Source organism: Streptomyces sp. NBC_00212 (assembly GCF_045206365.1).
Taxonomy (GTDB): domain Bacteria; phylum Actinomycetota; class Actinomycetes; order Streptomycetales; family Streptomycetaceae; genus Streptomyces.
The window spans coordinates 141,873-163,148 of record NZ_CP108115.1; the positions used below are offsets into that span (position 1 = coordinate 141,873).

The following is a 21,276-nucleotide window of genomic DNA, read 5'->3' on the forward strand; positions in this document are numbered from 1 at the left end:
CTACCGCTGGAGCGTGGACACCGCTGCCGGTGGGGCGGGTTCGCGGCGGCGCTGGGCGCTGTCGCTGATCCGGATCAGCAGAGCCACCATCAGCCAGTTGGCGACCATGGAGGAACCGCCCTTGGCCAGGAACGGCAGGGCCTTGCCGGTCAGCGGGATCAGACCCATCACGCCGCCCGAGACGACGAACACCTGGAGCAGGAGCGCACTGGACAGGCCGACCGCCAGGAGTTTGCCGAAGGGGTCGCGGGCCAGGACGCCGATGCGCAGTCCGCGCTGCGCGAGGAGGCCGTACAGGAGCAGGACGGCCATCACCCCGGCAAGGCCGAGCTCTTCGCCGACGGTGGTGAGGATGAAGTCGCTGTTGCCTGCGAAGCCGATGAGTTCGGGGTGGCCCTGGCCGAGGCCGGTGCCGGTGATGCCGCCGCTGCCGAAGCTGAACAGGGCCTGGCCGAGCTGTTCGGAGATCCCGGCCTTCTGCCCGGCGGGCGTGAAGGCATCCATGGGGTGCAGCCAGGCCACCACTCGACCGTGGACGTGCGGCTCCATCGAGCCGACCACCCCGGCCCCGACCACGGCCATGAGCAGGCCGCACACCACCCAGCTGGTCCGTTCGGTGGCCATGTACAGCATGATCACGAAGAGGCCGAAGAAGATCAGGGACGTACCGAGGTCGCGCTCGAAGATGAGCACCAGGAGGCTGAGCACCCAGATCGTCGCGATCGGCGCCATCTGCCGGCCGGGCGGCAGCCTCATGCCGAGGAGGCGTCGGCCGGTCAGGGCGAGCGCGTCACGGTTGACCGTGAGATAGCCCGCGAAGAACACCGCGATCATGATCTTCACGAATTCGCCGGGCTGCACGGACAGCGGCCCCAGCATGATCCACCGCTTGGCGCCGAACTGGTCCGCGCCGAAGAACGCCGGAGCCATCAGCAGTACCAGGGCGACCGCCATCATCAGATACAGGTACCGCTGCAACCAGCGGTGATCGCGCAGGATGACCAGCACGCCGACGCAGACGGCCACCCCGATGACCGTCCACATCAGCTGGCCGCTGCCGGCCTGGGGGATCCTCAGCCGGGGCTCAGCCGCATAGGTGATGTCGAGCCGGTACATCAACACCAGGCCGAGCCCGGTCAGCAGCAGGGCGAGCGGCAGGATCAGCGGATCGGCCCGCGACGCCCAGCGCCGCACCGCCAGGTGCGACACCAGCGCGAGCAGGAGGACGGCGGCGGCGAACCCGGGCAGCCCCGACGGCAGCCGGCCGTCCATGGACAGACCGGTGCAGGTATAGCCGCCCACGGTGATCAGCACGACGAAGCCGAGCAGCCATGCCTCGGCGCGCCGCCGGTTGGGCGCCTGCGCGAGCGCCGCGAACGACATCGTGCGCCCGTAGTCGTCCTCAGAGCCCGCATCCCCCGTGGACCGCGACCGGGTCACGTTCGTCACTCCCCGCACAAAAACCTCCCACCCCGGGAGAACCACAGGCCCAGAAACATCCCACGGCCCGCGCTCGCGGCATGAACGCACCGCAAGACAACAGGCAGCCTGAGCCGGTTCCTGCGGGGCTCTCCTCATAGACACTTGCTAAGTTGCGCCATTATGCAACTAATCGGGACCACGGTACCCCGTCGACCCGAACAGCGGACACCGGATAGGCCGACCGAACGGCGAAGCATCTACCGACCAGAAGACGTTGCTGTTTCCCATCCCCCGCTCCTGCAACACCCGCCCCACCGGTCGGGCCAGTGCCGTGGCCGGGAAGAGCCGCCGGTCGGGGTGGTTGGTTTCGGAGGGGATTGCCGAGGGGCGATGGGTGCGACGCGGGGCGGACTACGGTGTGCGTCATGGCGAGTCAGACCGACCGCGCCGCCCTGGCCGCCGAGGTGTGCCTCGCGCTGAGGAGGTGCTGCCCCGGCTCAAGTGCGGAGCTGATCAGCTCGCTGGCGTCAGGTACGGCGGACGCCTTCAGCGACATCGACGTCACGTGGGTCGTGCCGGACGCGCAGTTTCCCGACTGCCTGGCCCGTGTGATGGAGGCGTTGGGTGAGATTCAGCCGGCCGGCGGCATCCGCAGCGACCCGGACTTTCACCGTTCCGACCGGCGCCGCCTGCTGCTCGTCCGCTTCGCGGGGGTGCCGCTGTTCTGGCGGCTTGATCCGGGGGTCCGCACCGCATCGGTCGCGGATGACCTGCACTACGACGCGGGGAATCCGGCGGCGCGCGCCGGTGAGGGCGAGTGGTCACGGCCGGCCAGTGCCCTGGCCAATGCCGTCGGCGCGGTCAAGGCGGCGGCCCGGCAGCAGGACGACGAGGCCCGCGGCCTGCTGGACCGGCGGTTCGCCCGGATCGGTGAGGACGACCGAGCCACCGGCGCCTGGGTGAACAACGTGGCCCGACTCGCGCGCCGCCGCACTGCGCGATTCCGCCCTGTCAGACCTGTCCGCCCAGGTCACCACGCTCGCAACCTGGCACCTCGGCAGCGATGGCGCCTGACACGCGGGATTCCCTCAGCACCGGGTATTCGTGGCGCCCTATATAGGGGACGCCCCACCGCCAGAAGCCCCGTTGCCCCTTTGGCTTGGGCCGTCGGGCATCGGCTGGGCAGTGCGGGTGATGATCCAGTTGGCTCCGCGGGCCGCCAGCGTCCGGCGGCGCTGCCAGCGAGAGCGCGGCGGGATGACGATGTCTTCTCCTGTGGAGGCAAGGGTGACGGCGGCGAGCCGCCGGGCGGCGTGTGTGAGATCGGCAGCCAGCCGGTCCCTGCGAGGGCCAGGGCCGGTGAGGCGCAGAGCGGTGTAGAGGCCTTCTATCTGGGCCACGGCCGCCCCGATGCGCAGGTTCGCGCTGCCTGCTGACGGAAGCTGTTCCTGTGGCAATTGCACCCCTCGACGTTGACGGTCACCTTCCAATGGTTGTCCAGTTGCGTAATCCGGCAATCATTTGGTTGCGATCGTTCGTGAGGAAGTCGCGCCAGTCAAGCGGCCGTAGAGGCCTCGCCGCGCGCCGGTCTACGGCCGGTGATCCGGCAGGGCACCACCAGGTCTTCCGTCAAGTGGTAAGCGGCGCAGACCCGGTGGTAGCCGTCGGCGATGACCAGCGGAGTATCACGGACCAGAAGTACGGGGGAGAGCTTCTTGCCGGAGTTGACCTTCTGGATGTTGCGTTTGACGTGGATGTTGTCGGCGGGCAGCAGCGGCAGGGCCGAGGCCCGCATGATGTCCTTGGCCTTCTTCGTCTGGGTGGGAGCCGTGCGCAGGGCGTCGATGATGCGCTTCACCTCGCCGGTTTCGAGCAGCAGGCCGAGGTAGTCGGCCGCTGCCGGGAAGTCGTGCTCCTCGGGCTCCGGGAGCCACAGCTTCGTCCATTCCACAGCGCTGTCCCCTGTCCTGGTCGAGCACCACAACCGAGGGAGAAAGCCTAGAACGGACCCGCCCAACTCGGTCCCGGCGTGCGTCACTTCATTGCGGTGCATCCGTGCCTGAGCGCCGTGAGCCGCCCGGCCGGGCGGCGGTCACGTGGCGTCAGGGTCGAACGCGTGCCGGGTCGGCGGCGTTGCGTGTGCGTCCTTGGCCAGGGAGACGGTGCCCGGCGCCCGGCTGTCGGCCGTGTCGTGCACGGCGGCCGTGATCTCTTCCAGTTCGGGGCGCGGGTCGAAGGCGTTGCGGATCTCCTCCAGCTCGGCGAGATTGCCACCGTCCACCATGTGTTTGCGTACGAAGGTCTTCGGGTGGAGGTCCTCGAACTCGAAGTCCTTGAACTCCGGGCCGAGTTCGGAGCGGAGGTCCTCTTTGGCACTGTCGGCGAAGGCTCGCACCTTGCGCAGGACACCGGTGGCGTTCTGGATGAACTCGGGCAGCTTGTCCGGCCCGAAGACGAAGATCGCGACGATGGCGATGGCGACCAGCTTCATCGGGCTCAGTTCCATGAACATCCGCTCGCTCCTTGATCGACAAAGCGCCCGCATGCCGCGAGCGCGACGGGCTACGCCCAATACTTTAAAGGTTGCGCAAGTCGGGAACCATCAGTTGCTGCGGTTCGTCCTGCCAGCCGTAGTGACGCAATCGCTGCGTGCTCGGCCCGGCGGGATCCGGAGGGTATTCGTTATGAGTGCAGACTTCAGTGCGTCCGCCCCTCACGCAGACGATCCGGAGAGGCCGGGCAGGGGCGGCGCCCGTCGAGTCGCTGACAGGCATTGCACACCCCGAGGGGCGTTTCGACCGCGCCCTGGCTCTGCTGCCGCGCGCCCTGGCCAGCAAGGCGCATGTCGTCTTCCTGATTGTGCTTGGTGTCTATCTGATCGTGCTGCCGCTCGCGCACATCCTCACCCCGAGTGCGACGGCCGAGCTGATCGGCGGTAACTACACCAACGTGACAAGTGATGTCGGGGCATGCATCGCGGTGGGAGGCACCCTGCATCTGGTGCGCGCGAACCGCAGGCGCTCCCGCATGGAGGAGGAGCGGTTACGGCTGGCCCGCGAGACGCACCGCCTGCTCCACCACGTGTACGCGAGCCAGGCCCGCGAGCTGGAACGCGACTGCGGGGGCGGTATGGAGCCGCCGTCGGGGCCGGAGTGAAGCAGCTCGCGCCGCACCGCTCGCGATGACCGGACCGTCCGGCACGGATCAGCCCGAGGGGCACAGACGGCCGGCCTGGGCAGCCGCCCCGGGTCAGTGACTCTCGTCACAGCGTAAATGCTTGCAGAGTTGCGCGAGTCTGCAACTAATGAGGTGGGTTATACGTCTCCCTTTCCAGCAACGGTACGGGGGCGTATTGGGGTCGCGGGAGGGGAGCCTCCCGGGCGGACTGATGAGGACGGGCGCATGCAGCAGCGATATCCGGCCGGGCCGGGCGGCAATCCGCCGCGCAGGGGGCCCAGCCGCGCCATGCCGGTGCGGGGTGAGGGGCCGACTCCGGCTTCTTCGCCGCCGGAGGCAGTGGTCGGGCACCGGTCCGGCCCGGTCCGCGGCCGCTCCAACGGTCGCGGGACCACGCGCCCTGCCGTGGCGCTGGCCCTGGTGGTCCCGCCGCTGGCGGGTGCCTGTGTTGATGCTGCCCTTGGTTCCGGTTCGGGGTGGGGGCTGCTGGTGGGCGGTGTGGCCGGTGCGGCCGCGTCGGCCGTGCTGGGGGCCAGGCGAGGCGCACTGTCGTGGGTGGTTCCGCTGCCTGTCCTGGTGGTCGCCGCGCTGGCCGCGGCGGTGCACCTGTTGACCGGGCCTTCCAGCTCCGGCGGCAAGTCGACGTCCACGGACCTGATCCGGTGGGCGGTAGCCGCCTTCCCCGCCATGGCCGCCGCCGAGTGCACGGTTCTGGCCGTGCTGGCGGTACGTGGTCTCCAGTCCCTGCGTACCAGGAGGCGCGACCGTGCCTGACAACCCGTCCTCCCGCCCGCAGAACCGCCGCCGCAAGTCGTCGCCCGGCTCACCGGCCGACGGCCGCACGCGCCGGCCGGGGTGGGTCCGGGTGCTGCGCGCCCTGGTGTGGGTGACCTCGGCCGTCGTGCTCATCGCGTGTGGAGTGACGTGGTTTACGTACCGGTCACTGACGAACGGCCTCACTACGTCGGACGCGCTGGACGCGGTGAAGAAGAATGCGCCCAAGCATTTGGACAGTTCGGTGAACCTGTTGCTGATCGGCCTCGATTCGCGCAAGGACATGGACGGCAACGATCTGCCCAAGGAGTTCGTCCAGGACCAGTTGCACGCCGGGTCCAGCGAGATCGGCTACTACAACACCAACACGCTGATCCTGATGCACATCCCGGCGGACGGCGGCAAAGTCAGCGCGTTCTCCATCCCGCGCGACGACTACGTGGAGACCCTCAACGGCGACGGCTCCTCCCAGGGCGAGCACAAGATAAAGGAGGCGTACGCCAACGCCTACACCGGCGCCAGCGAACGCCTGTCCAAGCAGGGCATCAAAGGCCCGGACCTCGAAGGCAAGAGCCGCGAGGCCGGGCGCGAGGCGACGCTGGCCACCGTGCAGCAGTTCACCGGCGTGCCGATCGACCACTTCGCCGAGGTCAACCTGCTCGGCTTCTACGACATCGCCAAAGTCCTCCAGCCCATCACCGTCTGCCTCAAGCACCCGGTCAAGGACCGCTATTCCGGCGCGGACTTCCCGGCCGGGGTGCAGAAGGTCGACGCCAAGCAGGCTCTGGCTTTCGTCCGTCAGCGCCACGGCCTGGACAACGGCGACCTCGACCGCACCCGCCGTCAGCAGGCCTTCATCTCCAGCATCACCCACCAGCTCAAGGACGAGGGCCTCTTCGGCGACCTCGGCAAGCTGCAGGGTCTGTTCGGCGTCCTCAAGAAGGACCTGGTCCTGGACAGCACCTGGCAGGTGCTGGACTTCGCTCAGCAAGCGCCCAACCTCACCGGCGGCAATGTCGAGTTCCATACCCTGCCCATTACCGGGTTCGCCACCCGCAAGGGTGAATCGGTTAACCTCGTCGACGCAGAGAAGATAAAGGCGATCGTCCAGCAGACCTTCGGTCCCAGCCCCGCGTCATCCGCCTCGCCGGAGGGCGGTGATGACAAGGCCGGTGCGAAGGCCGCGCCGGCCACCGTGGATGTCCGCAACGGCAACGGCACCGGCGGTCTCGCCGACACCGCGCTCAAAGCCCTGACCGCACTCGGCTACACCGCAGGCGATACCGGCAACGCTGCCGCCCAGGCCCACACCACCGTGGCCTACGGGGCAGGCGCCCAGCAGGCCGCGGCTCAGATCGCGTCCCGCCTCAAGTCGGGTACGGCCACCGCCAGCTCCGCCATCCCGGCCGGGCACGTCCGCGTCACCCTGGGCCGCGACTACACCCCCCCGGACAACAAGGCTCCCGCGCCCGCTCCCGGCGACTCCGCCTCCGCGGCGGACAGCGGGGACAGCGGGCCGGTGGTCAAGGCGGGTGGCGTGCCCTGCGTCAACTGATCCGGCGCAGCCGGCGTGCGCCCGTAAGGAAAGGGCATCACAAGCAGCAGAGGGACATGCAAGTCCAGTACACAGCGGGGAGGAACAGGAGTGAACGACAGGGTCAGCGGAGTGGTCCGCTGGTTCAACCAGGCCAAGGGATACGGGTACATCGACGGGGACGACGGCCGTGAGGTCCTGGTCCGCCGCGAAGCCATCGAGGGCGCGACCTTCCTGACCGAAGGACTGCGGGTCACGTACGTTGCGGTGACCGGCTCCGGAGAACTCCACGCAGAACACGTCCACGTAGCAGAACGCGTCCGCCTAGCCGAGTGAGCCTTGGAGCCCGCCGTCATCGGCGGGGTCCCAAGGCGGCTCCGCGCGGCACCAGCGTCCCCCGTTCATGCACAGCCGCGGCTGACCGGGGGACGCTGGAGGCTTGACGGACAACGGTCTGTTGCGCAGTTGCGTAACTATGTGGAGGGTGTGCAGGGCGTCTGACGGTGGGCGACGGGCGCCGCGCCTACACTGGGGGTGCGCCCGGGCACGGGAGGTGACCGGGACGCGAGGGAGGGTGGACGAGATGGCAGCGGGCAGCGGCGAGTTCACGGACCCGTCCGCGGAGGTCCTGGCGGACGCCGCTGCGGCGTTCGGCCTGCTGGCCTCGCCCGCGCGCCTGCACATCGTGTGGGCGCTGGCGCAGGGCGAGAGCGATGTGTCGAGGCTCGCGGAGCGGTTGGGTGGCGCGCTTCCTGCGACGAGCCAGCACCTGGCCAAGCTCAAGCTCGCCGGCCTTGTGGGCTCACGCCGCGAAGGGCGCCGCCAGATCTACTACGTGGACGACCAGGACATCGTCGCCGTCGTGCAGTTGATGATGCGTCAGCTCAGGCGGACCGCCGATCAATCCCCCGAACATCTCCTGCGTTCTGTGGGCACCTGAGGCCGGAAGCAGTTCGCGCTGCGCCGTCAGTGCATGGGCGCTCGCTGGCGAACTGGCCGACAGATGCATGGAGGGACGGACCTGGCCTCGGTTGCTGTCCCGGGGCCAGGCCGCGAGTGACGGCTACCAGTCGCCGCCGCCGAAGTCGCCTCCCGAGTCACCGCCGAACCCGCCGCCGCCAAAACTTCCGGAGAAGTCGGCCGGGTTGAAGTCGGAGCCGCTGGACTCGCCGCCGCCGGGCAGGCTTTCGGGTCCGGCGAAGCCCGGTTCGGCAAACGCGCTCGGCGCGCTGATCAGGCCGCCGAGCATGGTGCCCACCAGGAGGCCGCCGAGGATGCCACCGGCGCCGCCGAAGTAGCCGCCCGCCCAAGGGGCATAGGCGGGCCCGGCGTTCCAGTACGGCTGCGGGCCCTGGTCGGTGTGGACCGTGCGGGCTTCGGGGTCCTGCCCGGAGTTGACGCGTGCGGTGTCGTCGGCGCAGGCCGGAACCGGGCGCGGGCTGCCCCCGGGCGGGGCCCACTGAACGTCGGTCACCGAAGGGCCGTGGCGGGGGTCGAAGAAACACGGCAGTCGGCGCTCGGGCAGAAGTCGGCCAGCGCGCCGGGCTTCCAGGGTGGCCAGGGCGAACCGGCCGTCGGCGAGCGTCTCGGTCACCGGCGAGACGTCCTGCGGCAAACGGGCGGCCGCCATCTGCTCCTTCGCCTTGTCGTAGGCGTCGAGGGCGTGCTCGTAGTCCTTGCGCATGGCGTCAGTGGCGCTGGACTCGGAGGGTGTGAAGGCGAGTCGGTCGAGTTCTTCGCCGTAGGCGGTGATGTCCTCGTCCACCACGGTGCGCAGGGCGTCCAGTTCGGCGCGCTCGCGCTCCTCACGCTTCTTCCGCGACCGCCTCAGAAAGGCGTATCCGGCGCCGCCGCCCACCACGAGCACTCCGCCGACGGCGAGCCACGTAGCGGTGGCGGAGCCGTCCTCGCTCCTGCCCGACCAGGAGCCGGGTGCCTTGCCCTTGGCCTGGTGGAGGGCCTGGTCGACGAAGGCGTTCAGCTCCGTCTTCGCGTCCGCAGGCGAGGACCGCTTGACGGCGCCCACCAGGTTCTCGACGGCGTTCTTGGCCATCACCTGCCGATCGGCTCCCGCGTTGAAGCCATCGCCGAGCCGGATCGCGTACAGCCCGGTGATGCCGGTGAGCGAGCGCACGTCCTTTAGGACAGAGCCGGAAGGAAATTCGGCGCTCTGCGGCAGGACGGCCACGAAGACCGGCTTGTCCGCATCCTTGATCTTCTTCGCGAGCGCCTCGGCATCCGGCTTCGGCAGCTGGGCCTCGGCCCGCGGATCGACGTAGACCGGGCTCTTCTTGAGTGCGTCGGCCACCGCCGCCGTGCCGCTCGCGGCATGCGCGGGAACGGGGATGAGGGCGGCGGCCAGGGCGAGCAGCAACCCGGCCAGAGCCGTGGCCCAGCTCGGCCGTGCGGCCCGGGGATAGGCGGGCATGGGAGATTCTCCTCAGGTGCGTCGGGCGGGTGGGACTCGTACTGAGCCGTACGAGAGGTTGGAGCAGAGGTCGTCGTCGGCGGAGCGGGCCCCGGCGATGCTGGAGGGCACCATGCTCGGTTCGACGAATGCGGGCGCGGCCGGGGCAGCGGTGTAGGACTTGCCCAGGATGATCTTGATGCCTGGTGTGGCCGCAGTGGTGACTTCAGCGCCAGGGAAGACCTGGGCGGCCTTCTCGGCCTGGCCTTTCTGACCGGGGCCGTACTCGATCACGGTTCTGCTCTGGGTACGGACCATGGCCATGCCGGTGCTGGTGACGGTGAAGCCGTGCTGCCCGAGCACATCCGCGGCGCGGGCGGCCAGGCCTGCCACGGTGGTGCCGTTGTACACGGCGACGGAGATGCCCGTGCCGGACACCGACTCCATGGTGCTGGGTGACGGGGATGAATCGCCGGCCTGCTCGTCGTGATGGGTGCCCGCGTCCTGCCCGTCGAGGGTGCGATCGGCCTTCAGCGCGGCCCACAACGCCTCGGCGTCCGGGCGGACGATCGCGACCCGCGCACCCTGGTAACGCCAGGGCAGCGTGACGAACTTGGTGTTGTGCAGATCGATGTTCTTCATCGACATGGCGAACGAGATCAGCTTGTCGGCCGAGCCGAGCCCGGGATCCACGGTCAAGGACTGCGTGGCGGCATTGGCCAGCGGAAGCAGGCTGGTGGGAGTCAGCCCGTCGCTCTTCACCTTTTTCAACAGAGAGGCCACGAAGGCCTGCTGGCGTTTGATGCGTCCCATGTCGGAGCCGTCGCCGATACCGTGCCGGATGCGTACGTAGTCGAGGGCTTTCTGGCCGGAGACGGTCTGCGGGCCCTTGGCGAAGATCTGGGCACCGCGGGTGGTGAGGTGGGGATTGACGTCTCTTTGGTAGATGTCCTGGGGCAGGCAGACCTGGACGCCGCCGACCGCCTCGGTCACCTTCGCGAAACCCTTGAAGTCGACGACCACGGTGTGGTCGACGCGCAGCCCGCTCAGCCTCTCGACGGTGTTCTGGGTGCAGGCCGGATTTCCCTTGGCGGACCGGCCCACCGAATAGGCCGCGTTGAACATGGTGTTGCTCTGCGGACTGGTCCAACTGCCATCGGGCAGCTTGCAGGCAGGGATACCAACCAGGGTGTCGCGGGGAATGGAAACGGCGACGGCGTGCTTCCGATCGGCGTACACATGCAGCAGGAAGGCAGTGTCGGACCGGCCGATGTCGTTCTTGTTGCCGCCGCCCAGAGCGCTGTTGCCACCGGTCCGCGCATCCGTGCCGATGACCAGCACGTTCGGCCCGTTCGAGGAGGCAGGCGGCCGGTCGCCGGAGATTCCGTCCGCACCGAACGTCGCGATGTTGCCGTCGAGCTGGATGTAGATCCAGCCCGCCCCGGAGGTCAGCAGCACGAGCAGCGAGACGCTTATGACGATCCCGATCTTCACTCTGCTGCGCTTGCGCGGCGGGCCCGCCGCCACGGCCCGGCCACCAGCCTGACGCTGACCCGACACCTTCTGGCTGCCCGCCATCCGTGCGCCCCTTGTCCGTGCGGTCTATACCGAAGAAGGGGACGCCTTGATCCCACCCCACAGTTGTACAGTTGCGCAATGTAGCAATCTTTCCGGCGGGTACGCCCCTGACTCTCCCGTCCGGCTCTGCGAGAGGAAGGCGAGGATGGAATGTTCCGAAATGCGCTGGAACCGTGGCATCTGCTGATCCTGGTGACCGTGATCGTGCTGCTGTTCGGCTCCAAGAAGCTGCCGGACGCCGCCAGGGCGCTGGGCAAGTCGATGCGCATCCTCAAGAGCGAGACCAAGGCAATGAAGGAAGAAGGCAGCACGCCACCGACGGCATCCCCCGAGCCCGGCCCGGCTACCCCCGAGGCACCACGCACCATTCAGACCGCCCCGGGAGATACCTCCTCGGCCCGCCCTGTTGCAGAACGCTCCCACGGCACGCTCTGACCCCTCGGCCCAGCCGGTTACACACGGGTACTCGGCCCGCGTGTAACCGTCAAGGTCCGCAGCGCAGCGGTCGCGGCGAAGACGTAACCGACCTCCGTAGGCGCGGTCAGTGTCGGCGCCTTCAGGGGCAGCTGGTGCGGCACTTGCACTATCGGCGGTCGCCTTCGACCTGTATCCACAGCGTCCGCAGGTCCATGCTCACATACGGTGACTGGCCGACCCGTCTCGATTCCCGTATCCAGGTGGTCACTTGGACGGCTGCGTATAGGTTCCGATTGTCGCTGGCCGGCTACCCGTACGCCTCATGCGCCCCCGCTCTCCATCAAGCTCGACCACCGCGAACGCTTCCGTCGCCTGCTCATCTTCGTCTACACCTGCGACGCCACTCCCGCCTTCGCCCGCGCCACCGTCACCTTCTGCCTCCCCGACGGCCAGCTGACCATCGGCCTCGACGAACACAATCCCCACGCCCCCACCTGCGCCGTCGCCCTCATCGATAACCACACCGGACAGCTGAACCTCCGCCGCGAAGCCGCCTACATCTACGGCTTCCAGGCTGGCCTCGACCGCCTCTACAGATGGCGAACGCAATGGACCCACGGCCGGAAATAGGCCGGGCGCAGGCGGAAGCTGCCGGGCTGGATCAGGCTCGCGGGGCTGACAGCAGGCCAGCTGCCGCGGTCAGTCCCGGGGCGGGAAGAGGGCAAGGAGGCGGGCTCGCTGAGCGGTGCCCAGTCCACGGACGCGGCGGCGCTCGGAGATACCGAGGTCAGAGATCAACTGCCCGGCGCGTACCGAACCAATGCCCGGGAGCGCCTCCAGCAGCACACGCACCGGCATCTTGCGGACAGCCTCGGAGTCGCTGGCCAACACCTCGGGCAGGGAGAGGCTGCCGTGCTTGAGTGCATCCTTCACCCCGGCCCGTTCCCGGCGCGCGGCGGTGGCCTTGTCCAGCGCAGCGCGGCGCTGCTCCAGCGTGAGAGGCGGCAGAGCTACCACGGGTAGGTCCCTTCGTCGTACGGCTGAAGTGCCCATCATGCGGCCGCTCTCAAGCCGGTGACCAGCGAGTTGAGAGCACCAACCGCCATCTCCACCCAGCTTTGAAGCTCGGTTAGAACGAGTGGGGCCCGGCCGGAGACGAGCCTTGGGGCAGGGCTTGGCCTGCCGAGGCGGTCGGCGCTGACTGCGGCGCGCCAGGGCGGTAGGTCTTGGTGACGGTCGCCCGCGCGTACATCAGGGAGACAGCGACGTCCTCGGCGTCGATCTCGACGGTGGTGCGGCGCTGGCCCTCCTTGTCGTCGAAGGTGCGCTGCCGCAGCCTTCCAGTGACGATCACGCGAGAGCCCTTGGTCAGCGACTGGGTAGCGTTCTCACCCGCCTGGCGCCACAGCGAGCAGCGCAGGAACAGGGGGTCCCCGTCGACGAATTCGTTGCGCTCGCGGTTGAACACCCGGGGCGTGGAGGCGATCGTGAAACCCGCGACGGGCATCCCGGAGGCGGTGTGGCGCAGTTCAGGATCGGCGGTCAGGTTGCCCACCACCGTCACCAGTGTCTCGCCCGCCATACTCCAGCCCACCCCTTCAACTGAACGTCCAGTTCAAGGACTACCGTACCGGCCTGGGTACGACGGCTTCAGCCGAAGTGCTGACCGCGGCCTCGGGCGACTACGACCGTCGGCCGCGTCAGCTGGGCGGGGATCCGTTCGTCTCCCCGACATACTCGGCCCATCGTCCCGTGCCCGGTCCGGACCGCGACAAGGGCACTGCCGATTCAAGAACCACCACCCTGCGGGCGCCCCAGGGCCCGGTCGAACCCGACCCTGTGCAGCGCCGCCCATACGTGTGGCGAAGCACCGACCACCATCATGTGAGTGCCACTCAAACGTGCCTTCTTGAGCGCGGAGAAGAGCGGGACAATTCCGTCGGTGCTGATGTGCTCCACCTCGGACAGATCGACGTCGAGGGCCTCCGGCCCGCCCCTCAGTGCTTCGTCGAGCAGCCTGCCGACCTCTTCGGCACTAACAGCATCGATGTTTCCGTGCAGATGTACCGCCAGATAGGCGACCGAGCCGCTGCGCCGGAACCCAAGCAGCAGGGATCTGCCGCGGCGCTTCTGCGTGATGTGCCCTGGCGGACGATGCGGCATGGGACAGGCTCCTGGACAGGCGGACGATCTCTCCGACCAGACTGCTCGGCGTACCTGGAGCGGACTGTACGCCGTGGCCCCTCAGTACGCCCGCCGGGCGCGCTGCCGGCAGTCCGGCTCACGGCCCGTCTGGCCGCCGCCTCAGCCCGCAGAAGGCTCCTCCAGCCCAAGCGCCCGGTCTGGATCATCGGCAGCTACAGGGGTGTGTCCAGGCCCGTTGATGCCGCCCGCGAACTGGACTGGCACAGCCCGGACAGCCCCGGCGGCTGGACAGCGGTGACTCGTGCGTTTCGCGACGGGCGCACCGCCACATTCGGTGTGCGGGGATCGGCCCGGCCCGTTTCACCCGAACGCCGGGGAAGGTGTTGCTGTGCGGCGGCGTGCTGCCGTCCATGATGGGGGCATCAGCTGACGGTAGGGAGCGCGGGGCATGAGGGCAACGGTGCGGGCGCGCAGGCCGGCTGTCGTGGTGTCGGCCATGGCCGTGGTCCTTGTGTCGGGTGCTGTTCCTGCTGTCTCGCAAGAAAAGTCACCAGGCGCGGGGATGGGCGCCCCGGCTGTTCGCGCGGGGCAGCAGGGTCCTGTCGGGAGTGTGCCCGATGATGCCTACGACCCGGCCGCTGGCCCCCGGACCATTCCCAAACCCGCGGCGGGCGCGGGTTCACAGCCGGTCGGGTCACGCTGGCTGACGCTCCTGGCCTCGGCCCGGGAGCCAGCCGTGGGCCAGTATGTGACGCTCACCGCGGAGACCAATATGGATGTCGCGGCGGGCCCCTACTGGATCAGCGTCTTCGACCAGACGGACCAGGTCTACCTCGCGCTCTGCGGTGCGGGGACGATCTGCCATGTCTCGGTCACCCGGCAGGCGGCAGGGACCCACGACTACGTTGGCCTGGTGTCCGCCAAGCCCGACATCACCCTCAGCCCGTCCGGCGTGCAGGGAGCGGCTGGGACCTTCGTCACCTGGAAGCAATCCTCGCCACCGAGTCCTCGCTCCTGATACACCTCACCCCGGTTCGCTCTTCCTACACACCGACCTGCTGGCGGGCTAGCGCCCGGCCCGGGCGGCGGCCGCGGTGGCGGCCCGCCGAGTGCCGGTGCCGGGCCTGGGCCTGCGGGCTGCCGGAGGGCCAGGCGGCGACGGGATTGCCCAGCCAGTGGGTGCCATCCGGGAGTTCCTCGCCGCGCATCACCAGGGAGTGGGCGCCGACCGTGGCGGCCGTCCCGAGCCGGGAGCCCGGCAGCACGATCGAATGCGGGCCGAGGGTGGCGCCCTCCTGCAGGTGGACGGTGTCCAGCCGCATCACCCGGTCGTGGAACAGGTGGGTCTGCAGCACCGTGCCCCGATTCACGCTCACGCCGTCCTCCAGCGTGATCAGGTCGGTCTCCGGCAGCCAGTGCGTCTCGCACCACACACCGCGGCCGATCTTCGCGCCAAGGCTGCGCAGCCAGATGTTCAGGAACGGCGTGCCGATCAGTGTGCTGCCGAGCCAGGGCATCGCGACTTCCTCGACGAAGACGTCGTACAACTCGTTGCGCCACACGAAGCTGGACCACAGCGGATGTTCGCCCACCGTGAACCGGCCGACCAGCAGCCACTTGGCCAGCGTCGTCATCGCGCAGGCGACCACGCCGAGGCCGAGCAGGATCAGCCCGCCGCCGGCCACCCCGGCCGCCAGGCCGAACCGGTCCACCACGTCCTGCAGCGCGCCGAAGGCGACGTCGCCGAGCAGCGCGGTGCAGACGATCGGCAGGAAGCGGCACAGCTCGACCACCGCACGGGCCAGCATCAGCCGGCGGAGCGGGTCGTAGGTGCGGCTCGGGTCGCCGCCGTCGGCGACACGGGGCAGCGCGATGGCGGGCCGGCCGAGCCAGGACGAGCCGGGCTCGGACCGCTCGGGGGCGTCCGCGAGCACACCGACCAGGGCGTCGTCGGGCAGTTCGCGGCCCGGGCCGACGATGCCGGAGTTGCCGACGAAGGACCGGCGGCCGACCCGGGAGACGCCGATCCGCAGCCAGCCGCCCCGCACCTCGTACGGCGCGATCAGGGTGTCGTCGGCGAGGAAGGCGCCGTCGTCCACCTGCATCAGCTTGGGGATGGTCAGCACGGTGGACGCCTCCACCCGGCGGCCCACCTTCGCGCCCAGCAGGCGCAGCCAGACCGGGGTGAACAGGCTGGCGTAGTACGGGAAGAGGGTGCCGCGCGCGCCGTTCATCAGGCTGGAGACGATCCAGGTGCACCAGGCGACCTTGCCGTGCGCCGGGTGGTAGCCGGGCTTGATGGGCACGCTGAACAGCCGGACCACCAGGATCAGCAGCAGCGAGTAGGTGGCCAGCGAGACCAGCACCAGCAGCGGCGTGGCCACGATCATCTGGACCATCGCCGGGACGAGCGTCTTGTCGGTGTCGATCAGCGGGTACAGCAGCAGCAGCGACGGCGCCGCGGCGAGCAGCGGCAGCAGGCCGAATCCGAGCAGCGCGACGCCGTACATCAGGTCCCAGAAGCGGGAGCGTCGGTGGTCCGGCGCGGGCCAGCCGTTCGCGGGGCGGCCCGACGGGCGGGCTGGGGAGCCGTGCCAGTACTCGCCGTCGGCGACCGGGTCGAGCACCGAGCTGCCCGGGGCGACCTCGGCCCAGGCGCCCACCTTGGCGCCCGGCAGCAGCGTGGAGCGGGTGCCGACCCGGGACTCCGGGCCGACCTCCAGCGCGCCGAGGTGCAGGATGTCGCCGTCCAGCCAGTAGCCGGTGATGTCGACCTCCGGCTCGATCGAGCAGCCGTCGCCGAGCTTGACCAGGCCGGTCACCGAGGGCATCGAGTGCAGGTCGACGTTCTTGCCGACCCGGCAGCCGAGCACCCGGGCGTAGCGTCCGGCCCAGGGGGTGCCCATCAGGGAGGCGACGTTGAACATCGTGACCACCCGCTCGGCCGTCCAGATCCGCAGGTGCACCGAGCCGCCGCGCGGGTAGTTGCCCGGCTTCATGCCGGCGGTCAGCATCCGGGCCGCTCCGGCGCCGATCACCAGGCGGGCGGGGGCGCTGGACAGCAGGAACCAGCCAGTGAGGATCACCCACCAGGACGTGTGCGGTGCCCAGCGCAGGGTGCCGAAGGTCAGGTTGTCCAGGGCCGTCAGGCCGATCACCCAGCGCAGGCTGCTGATCGTGTAGAGGACGGCGAGCACCAGAAACTGGATCACGCCGACCCGGCGCGGGGTCGGGCGCACCTGCCTTTCCTGGCGGGCCGGGCCGCTGAGCTCGTCCAGCTTGGCGGCGAGGCCGAGCAGCCTGGGGTGGGCGTAGATGTCCGCGACGGAGATGCCGGGGCAGCGGGTGCGCAGCACCGAGACCAGCTTGGCGGCGGCCAGGCTGGTGCCGCCGAGCGCGAAGAAGTCGCCGTCGGTGCCGACCGGCATGCCGAGCAGGGCCTCCCACTGCTCGGCCAGCCAGCCGGCCGTGCCCGTCGGGCGCGGCCCGGCGGCGGACTGGTCGGGGCCGGAGGTGGCCAGCGGCCAGGGCAGCGCGTTGCGGTCGACCTTGCCGGAGGTCTTCGTCGGCAGCCCGTCCACGGTGGCCAGCACCGGGACCAGCGCCTGCGGCAGCCGCTCCAGCAGCAAGGCGCGGGCGGCGGCGGGGTCGTACGGCGCGCCCGGGTGCAGCACCAGGTAGCCGACCAGCAGCTCACCGCCGGCCGGGGTCGTGCGGACGGCCGCGGCGGCGGCACGCACGCCCGGCAGGGCTTGGAGCGCCGCGTCCACCTCGCCGAGCTCGATCCGACGGCCGGACAGCTTGACCTGCTCGTCGGCGCGGCCGACGAAGATCAGGCCGTCGGGCTCTGCGCGGACCAGGTCGCCGCTGCGATAGACGCGCGGGCTGTGCAGGTAGGGGCTGCCGCCGTACTTCTCGGCGTCCTTGGCCGGGTCCAGGTAGCGGGCGGTGCCGACGCCGCCGATCACCAGCTCGCCGGTGCCGCCCCAGGCCACCGGGTGGCCCTGCTCGTCCATGACGGCGATCTCCCAGCCGTCCAGCGGGACGCCGATCCGGACCGGCCGGCCCGGGAACATCTGGGCGGCGGTGGCGACGACGGTGGTCTCGGTCGGTCCGTAGGTGTTCCAGAACTCGCGCTGCGGCGAGGCGACACGCTCCACCAGCTCGGGCGGGCACGACTCGCCGCCGACGATCACCAGGCGGACCCGCTCCAGGCACTCCACCGGCCACAGCGCCAGCAGCGTCGGCACGGTGGAGATCACGGTGATCCCGCGCTCGACCAGCCAGGGGCCGAGGTCGGTGCCGGTCTTGACCAGCGAGCGCGGCGCGGGCACCAGGCAGGCGCCATGCCGCCACGCCAGCCACATCTCCTCGCAGGAGGCGTCGAAGGCGACGGACAGGCCGGCCAGCACCCGGTCGCCCGGTCCGACCGGCGCGCCCTGGAGGAATATCCGGGCCTCGGCGTCCACGAAGGCCGCAGCGCTGCGGTGGCTGACCGCGACGCCCTTGGGCCGTCCAGTGGTGCCGGAGGTGAAGATGATCCAGCAGTCGTCGTCCGGGGTAGGCCAGGAAGGCCGCCCGCCGGGGCGCACGGTCGGGCTGGGCGTGATACTCCGGCCCGCGCCGAGCACCACGCAGACCTGGGCGTCCTCCCAGATCATCGCGGCCCGCTCGTCGGGGTCGTCGGCGTCCACCGGCACGTACGCGGCGCCGACCCGCAGCACGGCCAGGATGGCGACGTACAGGTCCGAGGTGCCCGAGGGCACCCGGACACCGACCCGGTCGCCGCTGCCGACCCCGTACGCCGCGAGCCGCCCGGCGAACTCGTCCACCTCGCGCATCAGCGCCCGATAGTCGAGCACGGTGCCGCCCGCGTCCAGGGCGGGGGCGTGCGGATACGCCTCGGCAGAGGCCACCAGGATGTCGAGCAGCGTCCGGGCGGGAGCGGCGGGAGCGGCGGGCCAGATCGCGCCAGTGGCGAAACCACGATTCTCGATGACGTCCATCAACCTTTACTTGCTGGTCTGCGGCTCGAAAGACGGCGCGGAACCCGTTGTGCCGCAGCCAAGGGGCAGGACGCACATCGAACGGTTGACCGCCTTGGCGTCGATCCTCTGCCGAGGCTAACGGACGCTGGCGGCGAGATTACGCCGAGTAGCGGCTCTTCATCGAACTCTCATATGAAGGTTTTCTGTCCGTTCGACGTTGTTTTTGTGCGTCCATGGCGGATAAGAGCCACTACTCCTACGGCAGTGAGCCAATTCTGAGCCACCGTGCCCGGCCCAGCGATGCGCCGATTGCGGCCGCGCCGACGCCCTACCCCACGGCGTACCCGACGTCGGTCGCATCGCTCAGCGAGTCGAAGAAAGGTGTTCCTAACCGCACCCAAAGAGACTGAACACCAGCGTCGGCAAGAGCGTCCTCGCCCAGGGCATCGACTGGCGCCACCAGGCATGTGGCAAGCGCCAGCGGGCCCTCGATGCTCCTGCCCGGCCTGGACCGAGGTGTAGCCCCGGTGCTCAGCCGTAGGAGAGGTTGGAGCAGGGGTCGTCGTCGGCGGAGCGGGCGCCCCCGGCGACGCCGGAGGGCACCGCGCTCGGTGCGGTGGATGTCGGCGCGGCCGGGTCGGCGGCGTAGACCTTGCCCAGGATGATCTTGACTCTGGGCTTGGCCGTAGCGGTGACTTCGGCGCCGGGGAAGATTTGGGCGGTCTTCTCGGCCTGGTCCTTCTCGCCGGGCCCGTACTCGATGACGGTCTTGCTCTGGGTGCGGACCGCGGCGGTGCCGGTGCTCGTGACGGTGAAGCCGTGCTGCTTGAGGGCGTCGGCGGCGCGGGCGGCCAGTCCGGTGACGGTGGTGCCGTTGTACACGGCGACGGAGATGCCCGTGCCGGACACCGATTCCGTGGCGCTGGGTGACGGGGATGAATCACTGACTTGTTCGTCGTGGTGGTTTCCGGCGTCCTGGCCGTCGAGGGTGCGGTCGGCCTTGAGCGAAGCCCACAGGGCTTCGGCGTCCGGGTGGACGATCGCGACCCGCGCACCCTGGTAACGCCAGGGCAGGGTGACGAACTTGGTGTTGTGCAGGTCGATATTCTTCATCGACATGGCGAAGGAGATCAGCTTCTGGGCGGAACCGAGCCCAGGGTCCACGGTCAGCGACTCGGTCGCGGCGTTGGCGAGCGGGAGCAGGCTGGTGGGGCTCATGCCATCACTCTTGACTTTCTTCAGCAAGGAGGCGACGAAGGCCTGCTGGCGTTTGATGCGGCCTATGTCGGAGCCGTCGCCGATGCCGTGCCGGATGCGTACGTAGTCCAGGGCTTTCTGGCCGGAGACGCTCTGGGGACCCTTGGCGAAGATCTGGGTACCGCGGGTGGGCCGGTTGGGGTTGAGGTCTTTTTGGTAGATGTCCTGGGGCAGGCAGACCTGGACCCCGCCGACGGCCTCGGTCATCGTGGCGAAGCCCTTGAAGTCGACGACGACCGTGTGGTCGACGCGCAGGCCGGTCAGCTTCTCGACGGTGTTCTGGGTGCAGGCGGGGTTGCCCTTGGGGGTCTGGCCCACGGAGTAGGCCGCGTTGAACATGGTGTTGGCCTGGGGCTTGGTCCAATTCCCGTCGGGGAGTTTGCACGGCGGGATGTCGACCAGGGTGTCGCGGGGGATGGAGACGGCGACGGCGTGCTTCTGGTCGGTATAGGTGTGCAGCAGGAAGGCGGTGTCGGAGCGGCCGATGTCGCTCTTGTCGCCGCCGCCGAGGTCGCTGTTGCCGCCGGTCCGTGCGTCCGTGCCGATGACCAGCACGTTCGACCCGTTCGCGGAGGCGGGTGGGCGGTTGTCGGAGATTCCGTCCGAACCGAAGGTCTCGATGTTGGCGTCGAGCTGAAGGTAGATCCAGCCGGCGCCGGCCGTCAGCAGCACGAGCAGCGAGACCGCGATCCCGATGCCGATCTTCGTCTTGCTGCGCTTGCGCCGCCGGCTCGCCGCCGGAGCCCGGCCGCCACCACGACGCCGACTCGACGCCTTACGACTGCCCGCCATCCGCGCGCCCCTTGTCCGTACGGCTCACAAAGAAAAGGGGCCGACTCAACCCACCCCACAGTTGTACAGTTGCGCAATGTAGCAATCTTTCCCGTGGGCGCATCCTGCCGAGGCGTCCTGGCTCGACGAGATGAAGCGGGGGCGGAATGTTCCGCAACGGGCTGGAGCCGTGGCATCTGCTGATCCTGGCGATTGTGATCATCCTGCTGTTCGGGTCGAAGAAACTCCCCGATACCGCCCGGGCGTTGGGCAAGTCCCTGCGCATCCTCAAGAGCGAGACGAAGGCGATGAAGCAGGAGGGCGCCCAGGCGGCGGCCCCTGCGGACTCTCCCCCGGCCGCGCAGCCGGAGGCACCCCACCGGACGATCCAGACCGCTCCCGGTGATGCGGCCTCGGCTCGCACCGTCCAGGAGCACGTCAACAGCAGCTGAAGGGCCACGGCTCAGGGGCTGGCCGCATCGAAGCCGTAGCGCACCGGCTGAACACCGCCGGCACGTCGACGCGTGTCCCGCCGGTAGATGAACAGCGCCTGGACCTTCACGTTCTCCGCCGACTGTTCCACCGCGCACGGGTATGTCACCTGGACGATCGCCGGCCGGCCCGCCACTCGCAGGCGCAGGCCGTGCGCGGGCCCGCCGTCGAGCACAGCCGCTTCCCAACTTGCTGTGTCTTCCGCATCCATGGCGACACTTTAGAGGTTGCGCAACTCGATAATGATTGCGAGGCCTCTCACGCCCCGTCCGCCGGGGACGCACGGCAGACTTCGTGCGGGCCGGTCTTGCCCG

21 protein-coding genes are annotated in these 21,276 nt (G+C 69.5%); 10 read left to right on the forward strand and 11 right to left on the reverse strand.

Annotated features, from left to right (window positions below):
• Complete coding sequence (locus tag OHA17_RS00770; RefSeq protein ID WP_406510605.1) at nt 1-1,383, reverse strand: FtsW/RodA/SpoVE family cell cycle protein; 1,383 nt, start codon at nt 1,381-1,383, stop codon at nt 1-3.
• A 464-nt stretch (nt 1,384-1,847) separates the two neighbouring features.
• Between OHA17_RS00770 and OHA17_RS00775 the strand changes: the two genes are divergently transcribed.
• A complete protein-coding gene (locus OHA17_RS00775) occupies nt 1,848-2,858 on the forward strand; it encodes a hypothetical protein (protein WP_406503052.1) in 1,011 nt (336 codons plus the stop codon).
• Between the two features lie 119 nt (nt 2,859-2,977).
• Here the strand turns inward: OHA17_RS00775 and OHA17_RS00780 are convergent, their stop codons facing one another.
• Both OHA17_RS00780 and OHA17_RS00785 read right to left on the reverse strand, forming a co-directional pair.
• Nucleotides 2,978-3,373: a hypothetical protein gene (locus OHA17_RS00780; protein ID WP_406503054.1), complete on the reverse strand. Its 396-nt coding sequence runs from the start codon at nt 3,371-3,373 to the stop codon at nt 2,978-2,980.
• Nucleotides 3,374-3,514: 141 nt separating this feature from the next.
• Nucleotides 3,515-3,934: a sec-independent translocase gene (locus tag OHA17_RS00785; protein ID WP_406503056.1), complete on the reverse strand. Its 420-nt coding sequence runs from the start codon at nt 3,932-3,934 to the stop codon at nt 3,515-3,517.
• A 176-nt stretch (nt 3,935-4,110) separates the two neighbouring features.
• Here OHA17_RS00785 and OHA17_RS00790 point away from each other — a divergent pair, with 176 nt between their 5' ends.
• The 5 genes from OHA17_RS00790 (at nt 4,111) to OHA17_RS00810 (ending at nt 7,847) form a co-directional block, all read left to right on the forward strand.
• The gene (locus tag OHA17_RS00790) at nt 4,111-4,578 is read left to right on the forward strand and encodes a hypothetical protein (RefSeq protein ID WP_406503058.1); all 468 of its coding nucleotides are present in this window, start codon (nt 4,111-4,113) and stop codon (nt 4,576-4,578) included.
• Between the two features lie 246 nt (nt 4,579-4,824).
• Nucleotides 4,825-5,373, forward strand: coding sequence for a DUF6542 domain-containing protein (locus tag OHA17_RS00795; protein ID WP_406503060.1), 549 nt, complete (start codon nt 4,825-4,827; stop codon nt 5,371-5,373).
• Entirely contained in the window at nt 5,366-6,928 is a 1,563-nt protein-coding gene (locus OHA17_RS00800) for an LCP family protein (RefSeq protein ID WP_406503062.1), read from the forward strand. The genes OHA17_RS00795 and OHA17_RS00800 overlap by 8 nt, the downstream gene beginning before the upstream one ends.
• A 90-nt stretch (nt 6,929-7,018) precedes the next feature.
• On the forward strand, nt 7,019-7,243 hold the full coding sequence (locus tag OHA17_RS00805; protein ID WP_406503064.1) for a cold shock domain-containing protein: 225 nt from the start codon (nt 7,019-7,021) through the stop codon (nt 7,241-7,243).
• A gap of 247 nt (nt 7,244-7,490) precedes the next feature.
• Nucleotides 7,491-7,847, forward strand: a complete 357-nt coding sequence (locus OHA17_RS00810; protein WP_406503066.1) for an ArsR/SmtB family transcription factor — start codon at nt 7,491-7,493, stop codon at nt 7,845-7,847.
• Between the two features lie 123 nt (nt 7,848-7,970).
• Here the strand turns inward: OHA17_RS00810 and OHA17_RS00815 are convergent, their stop codons facing one another.
• Together OHA17_RS00815 and OHA17_RS00820 are read right to left on the reverse strand one after the other, a co-directional pair.
• Nucleotides 7,971-9,335 carry a hypothetical protein gene (locus OHA17_RS00815; protein WP_406503068.1) on the reverse strand — a complete coding sequence of 455 codons (1,365 nt, stop codon included), beginning with the start codon at nt 9,333-9,335 and terminating at the stop codon, nt 7,971-7,973.
• Between the two features lie 12 nt (nt 9,336-9,347).
• Nucleotides 9,348-10,892: an LCP family protein gene (locus OHA17_RS00820; RefSeq protein WP_406503070.1), complete on the reverse strand. Its 1,545-nt coding sequence runs from the start codon at nt 10,890-10,892 to the stop codon at nt 9,348-9,350.
• Nucleotides 10,893-11,042: 150 nt separating this feature from the next.
• Between OHA17_RS00820 and tatA (OHA17_RS00825) the strand changes: the two genes are divergently transcribed.
• A complete protein-coding gene (tatA, locus tag OHA17_RS00825) occupies nt 11,043-11,327 on the forward strand; it encodes a Sec-independent protein translocase subunit TatA (protein ID WP_406503071.1) in 285 nt (94 codons plus the stop codon).
• A gap of 207 nt (nt 11,328-11,534) precedes the next feature.
• Nucleotides 11,535-11,939, forward strand: a complete 405-nt coding sequence (locus tag OHA17_RS00830) for a hypothetical protein (protein WP_406503073.1) — start codon at nt 11,535-11,537, stop codon at nt 11,937-11,939.
• Between the two features lie 69 nt (nt 11,940-12,008).
• On the opposite strand, the gene mihF is transcribed toward OHA17_RS00830, so the two are convergent.
• From mihF to OHA17_RS00845, 3 genes are all read right to left on the reverse strand, one after another.
• Nucleotides 12,009-12,326, reverse strand: coding sequence for an integration host factor, actinobacterial type (gene mihF / locus OHA17_RS00835; RefSeq protein ID WP_406503075.1), 318 nt, complete (start codon nt 12,324-12,326; stop codon nt 12,009-12,011).
• Between the two features lie 112 nt (nt 12,327-12,438).
• Nucleotides 12,439-12,891, reverse strand: a complete 453-nt coding sequence (locus tag OHA17_RS00840) for a single-stranded DNA-binding protein (RefSeq protein ID WP_406503077.1) — start codon at nt 12,889-12,891, stop codon at nt 12,439-12,441.
• A 206-nt stretch (nt 12,892-13,097) separates the two neighbouring features.
• Entirely contained in the window at nt 13,098-13,472 is a 375-nt protein-coding gene (locus OHA17_RS00845; RefSeq protein ID WP_406503079.1) for an STAS domain-containing protein, read from the reverse strand.
• A 718-nt stretch (nt 13,473-14,190) separates the two neighbouring features.
• On the opposite strand from OHA17_RS00845, the gene OHA17_RS00850 reads away from it, so the two are divergent.
• Nucleotides 14,191-14,472: a hypothetical protein gene (locus OHA17_RS00850; protein WP_406503081.1), complete on the forward strand. Its 282-nt coding sequence runs from the start codon at nt 14,191-14,193 to the stop codon at nt 14,470-14,472.
• 25 nt (nt 14,473-14,497) lie between these two features.
• Here OHA17_RS00850 and OHA17_RS00855 read toward each other — a convergent pair whose 3' ends face one another.
• Nucleotides 14,498-18,460 carry a Pls/PosA family non-ribosomal peptide synthetase gene (locus tag OHA17_RS00855; protein ID WP_406503083.1) on the reverse strand — a complete coding sequence of 1,321 codons (3,963 nt, stop codon included), beginning with the start codon at nt 18,458-18,460 and terminating at the stop codon, nt 14,498-14,500.
• Between the two features lie 513 nt (nt 18,461-18,973).
• On the reverse strand, nt 18,974-20,491 hold the full coding sequence (locus OHA17_RS00860) for an LCP family protein (protein WP_406503085.1): 1,518 nt from the start codon (nt 20,489-20,491) through the stop codon (nt 18,974-18,976).
• A 146-nt stretch (nt 20,492-20,637) separates the two neighbouring features.
• Here OHA17_RS00860 and tatA (OHA17_RS00865) point away from each other — a divergent pair, with 146 nt between their 5' ends.
• Nucleotides 20,638-20,922 carry a Sec-independent protein translocase subunit TatA gene (gene tatA, locus OHA17_RS00865; RefSeq protein ID WP_406503086.1) on the forward strand — a complete coding sequence of 95 codons (285 nt, stop codon included), beginning with the start codon at nt 20,638-20,640 and terminating at the stop codon, nt 20,920-20,922.
• Between the two features lie 11 nt (nt 20,923-20,933).
• Here the strand turns inward: tatA (OHA17_RS00865) and OHA17_RS00870 are convergent, their stop codons facing one another.
• Complete coding sequence (locus tag OHA17_RS00870) at nt 20,934-21,173, reverse strand: hypothetical protein (protein ID WP_406503088.1); 240 nt, start codon at nt 21,171-21,173, stop codon at nt 20,934-20,936.
• Between the last annotated feature and the right edge of the window lie 103 nt (nt 21,174-21,276).

Bases quoted from the DNA above. Each gene is read 5' to 3' on its own strand.
- OHA17_RS00810 (WP_406503066.1), top strand. From the start codon at position 7,491: ATGGCAGCGGGCAGCGGCGAGTTCACGGACCCGTCCGCGGAGGTCCTG.
- OHA17_RS00845 (WP_406503079.1), bottom strand. From the start codon at position 13,472: ATGCCGCATCGTCCGCCAGGGCACATCACGCAGAAGCGCCGCGGCAGA.
- OHA17_RS00840 (WP_406503077.1), bottom strand. From the start codon at position 12,891: ATGGCGGGCGAGACACTGGTGACGGTGGTGGGCAACCTGACCGCCGAT.
- OHA17_RS00775 (WP_406503052.1), top strand. From the start codon at position 1,848: ATGGCGAGTCAGACCGACCGCGCCGCCCTGGCCGCCGAGGTGTGCCTC.
- OHA17_RS00770 (WP_406510605.1), bottom strand. From the start codon at position 1,383: ATGTCGTTCGCGGCGCTCGCGCAGGCGCCCAACCGGCGGCGCGCCGAG.
- OHA17_RS00820 (WP_406503070.1), bottom strand. From the start codon at position 10,892: ATGGCGGGCAGCCAGAAGGTGTCGGGTCAGCGTCAGGCTGGTGGCCGG.
- OHA17_RS00795 (WP_406503060.1), top strand. From the start codon at position 4,825: ATGCAGCAGCGATATCCGGCCGGGCCGGGCGGCAATCCGCCGCGCAGG.
- OHA17_RS00855 (WP_406503083.1), bottom strand. From the start codon at position 18,460: ATGGACGTCATCGAGAATCGTGGTTTCGCCACTGGCGCGATCTGGCCC.
- OHA17_RS00815 (WP_406503068.1), bottom strand. From the start codon at position 9,335: ATGCCCGCCTATCCCCGGGCCGCACGGCCGAGCTGGGCCACGGCTCTG.
- tatA (WP_406503071.1), top strand. From the start codon at position 11,043: ATGTTCCGAAATGCGCTGGAACCGTGGCATCTGCTGATCCTGGTGACC.
- OHA17_RS00870 (WP_406503088.1), bottom strand. From the start codon at position 21,173: ATGGATGCGGAAGACACAGCAAGTTGGGAAGCGGCTGTGCTCGACGGC.
- OHA17_RS00785 (WP_406503056.1), bottom strand. From the start codon at position 3,934: ATGTTCATGGAACTGAGCCCGATGAAGCTGGTCGCCATCGCCATCGTC.
- tatA (WP_406503086.1), top strand. From the start codon at position 20,638: ATGTTCCGCAACGGGCTGGAGCCGTGGCATCTGCTGATCCTGGCGATT.
- OHA17_RS00860 (WP_406503085.1), bottom strand. From the start codon at position 20,491: ATGGCGGGCAGTCGTAAGGCGTCGAGTCGGCGTCGTGGTGGCGGCCGG.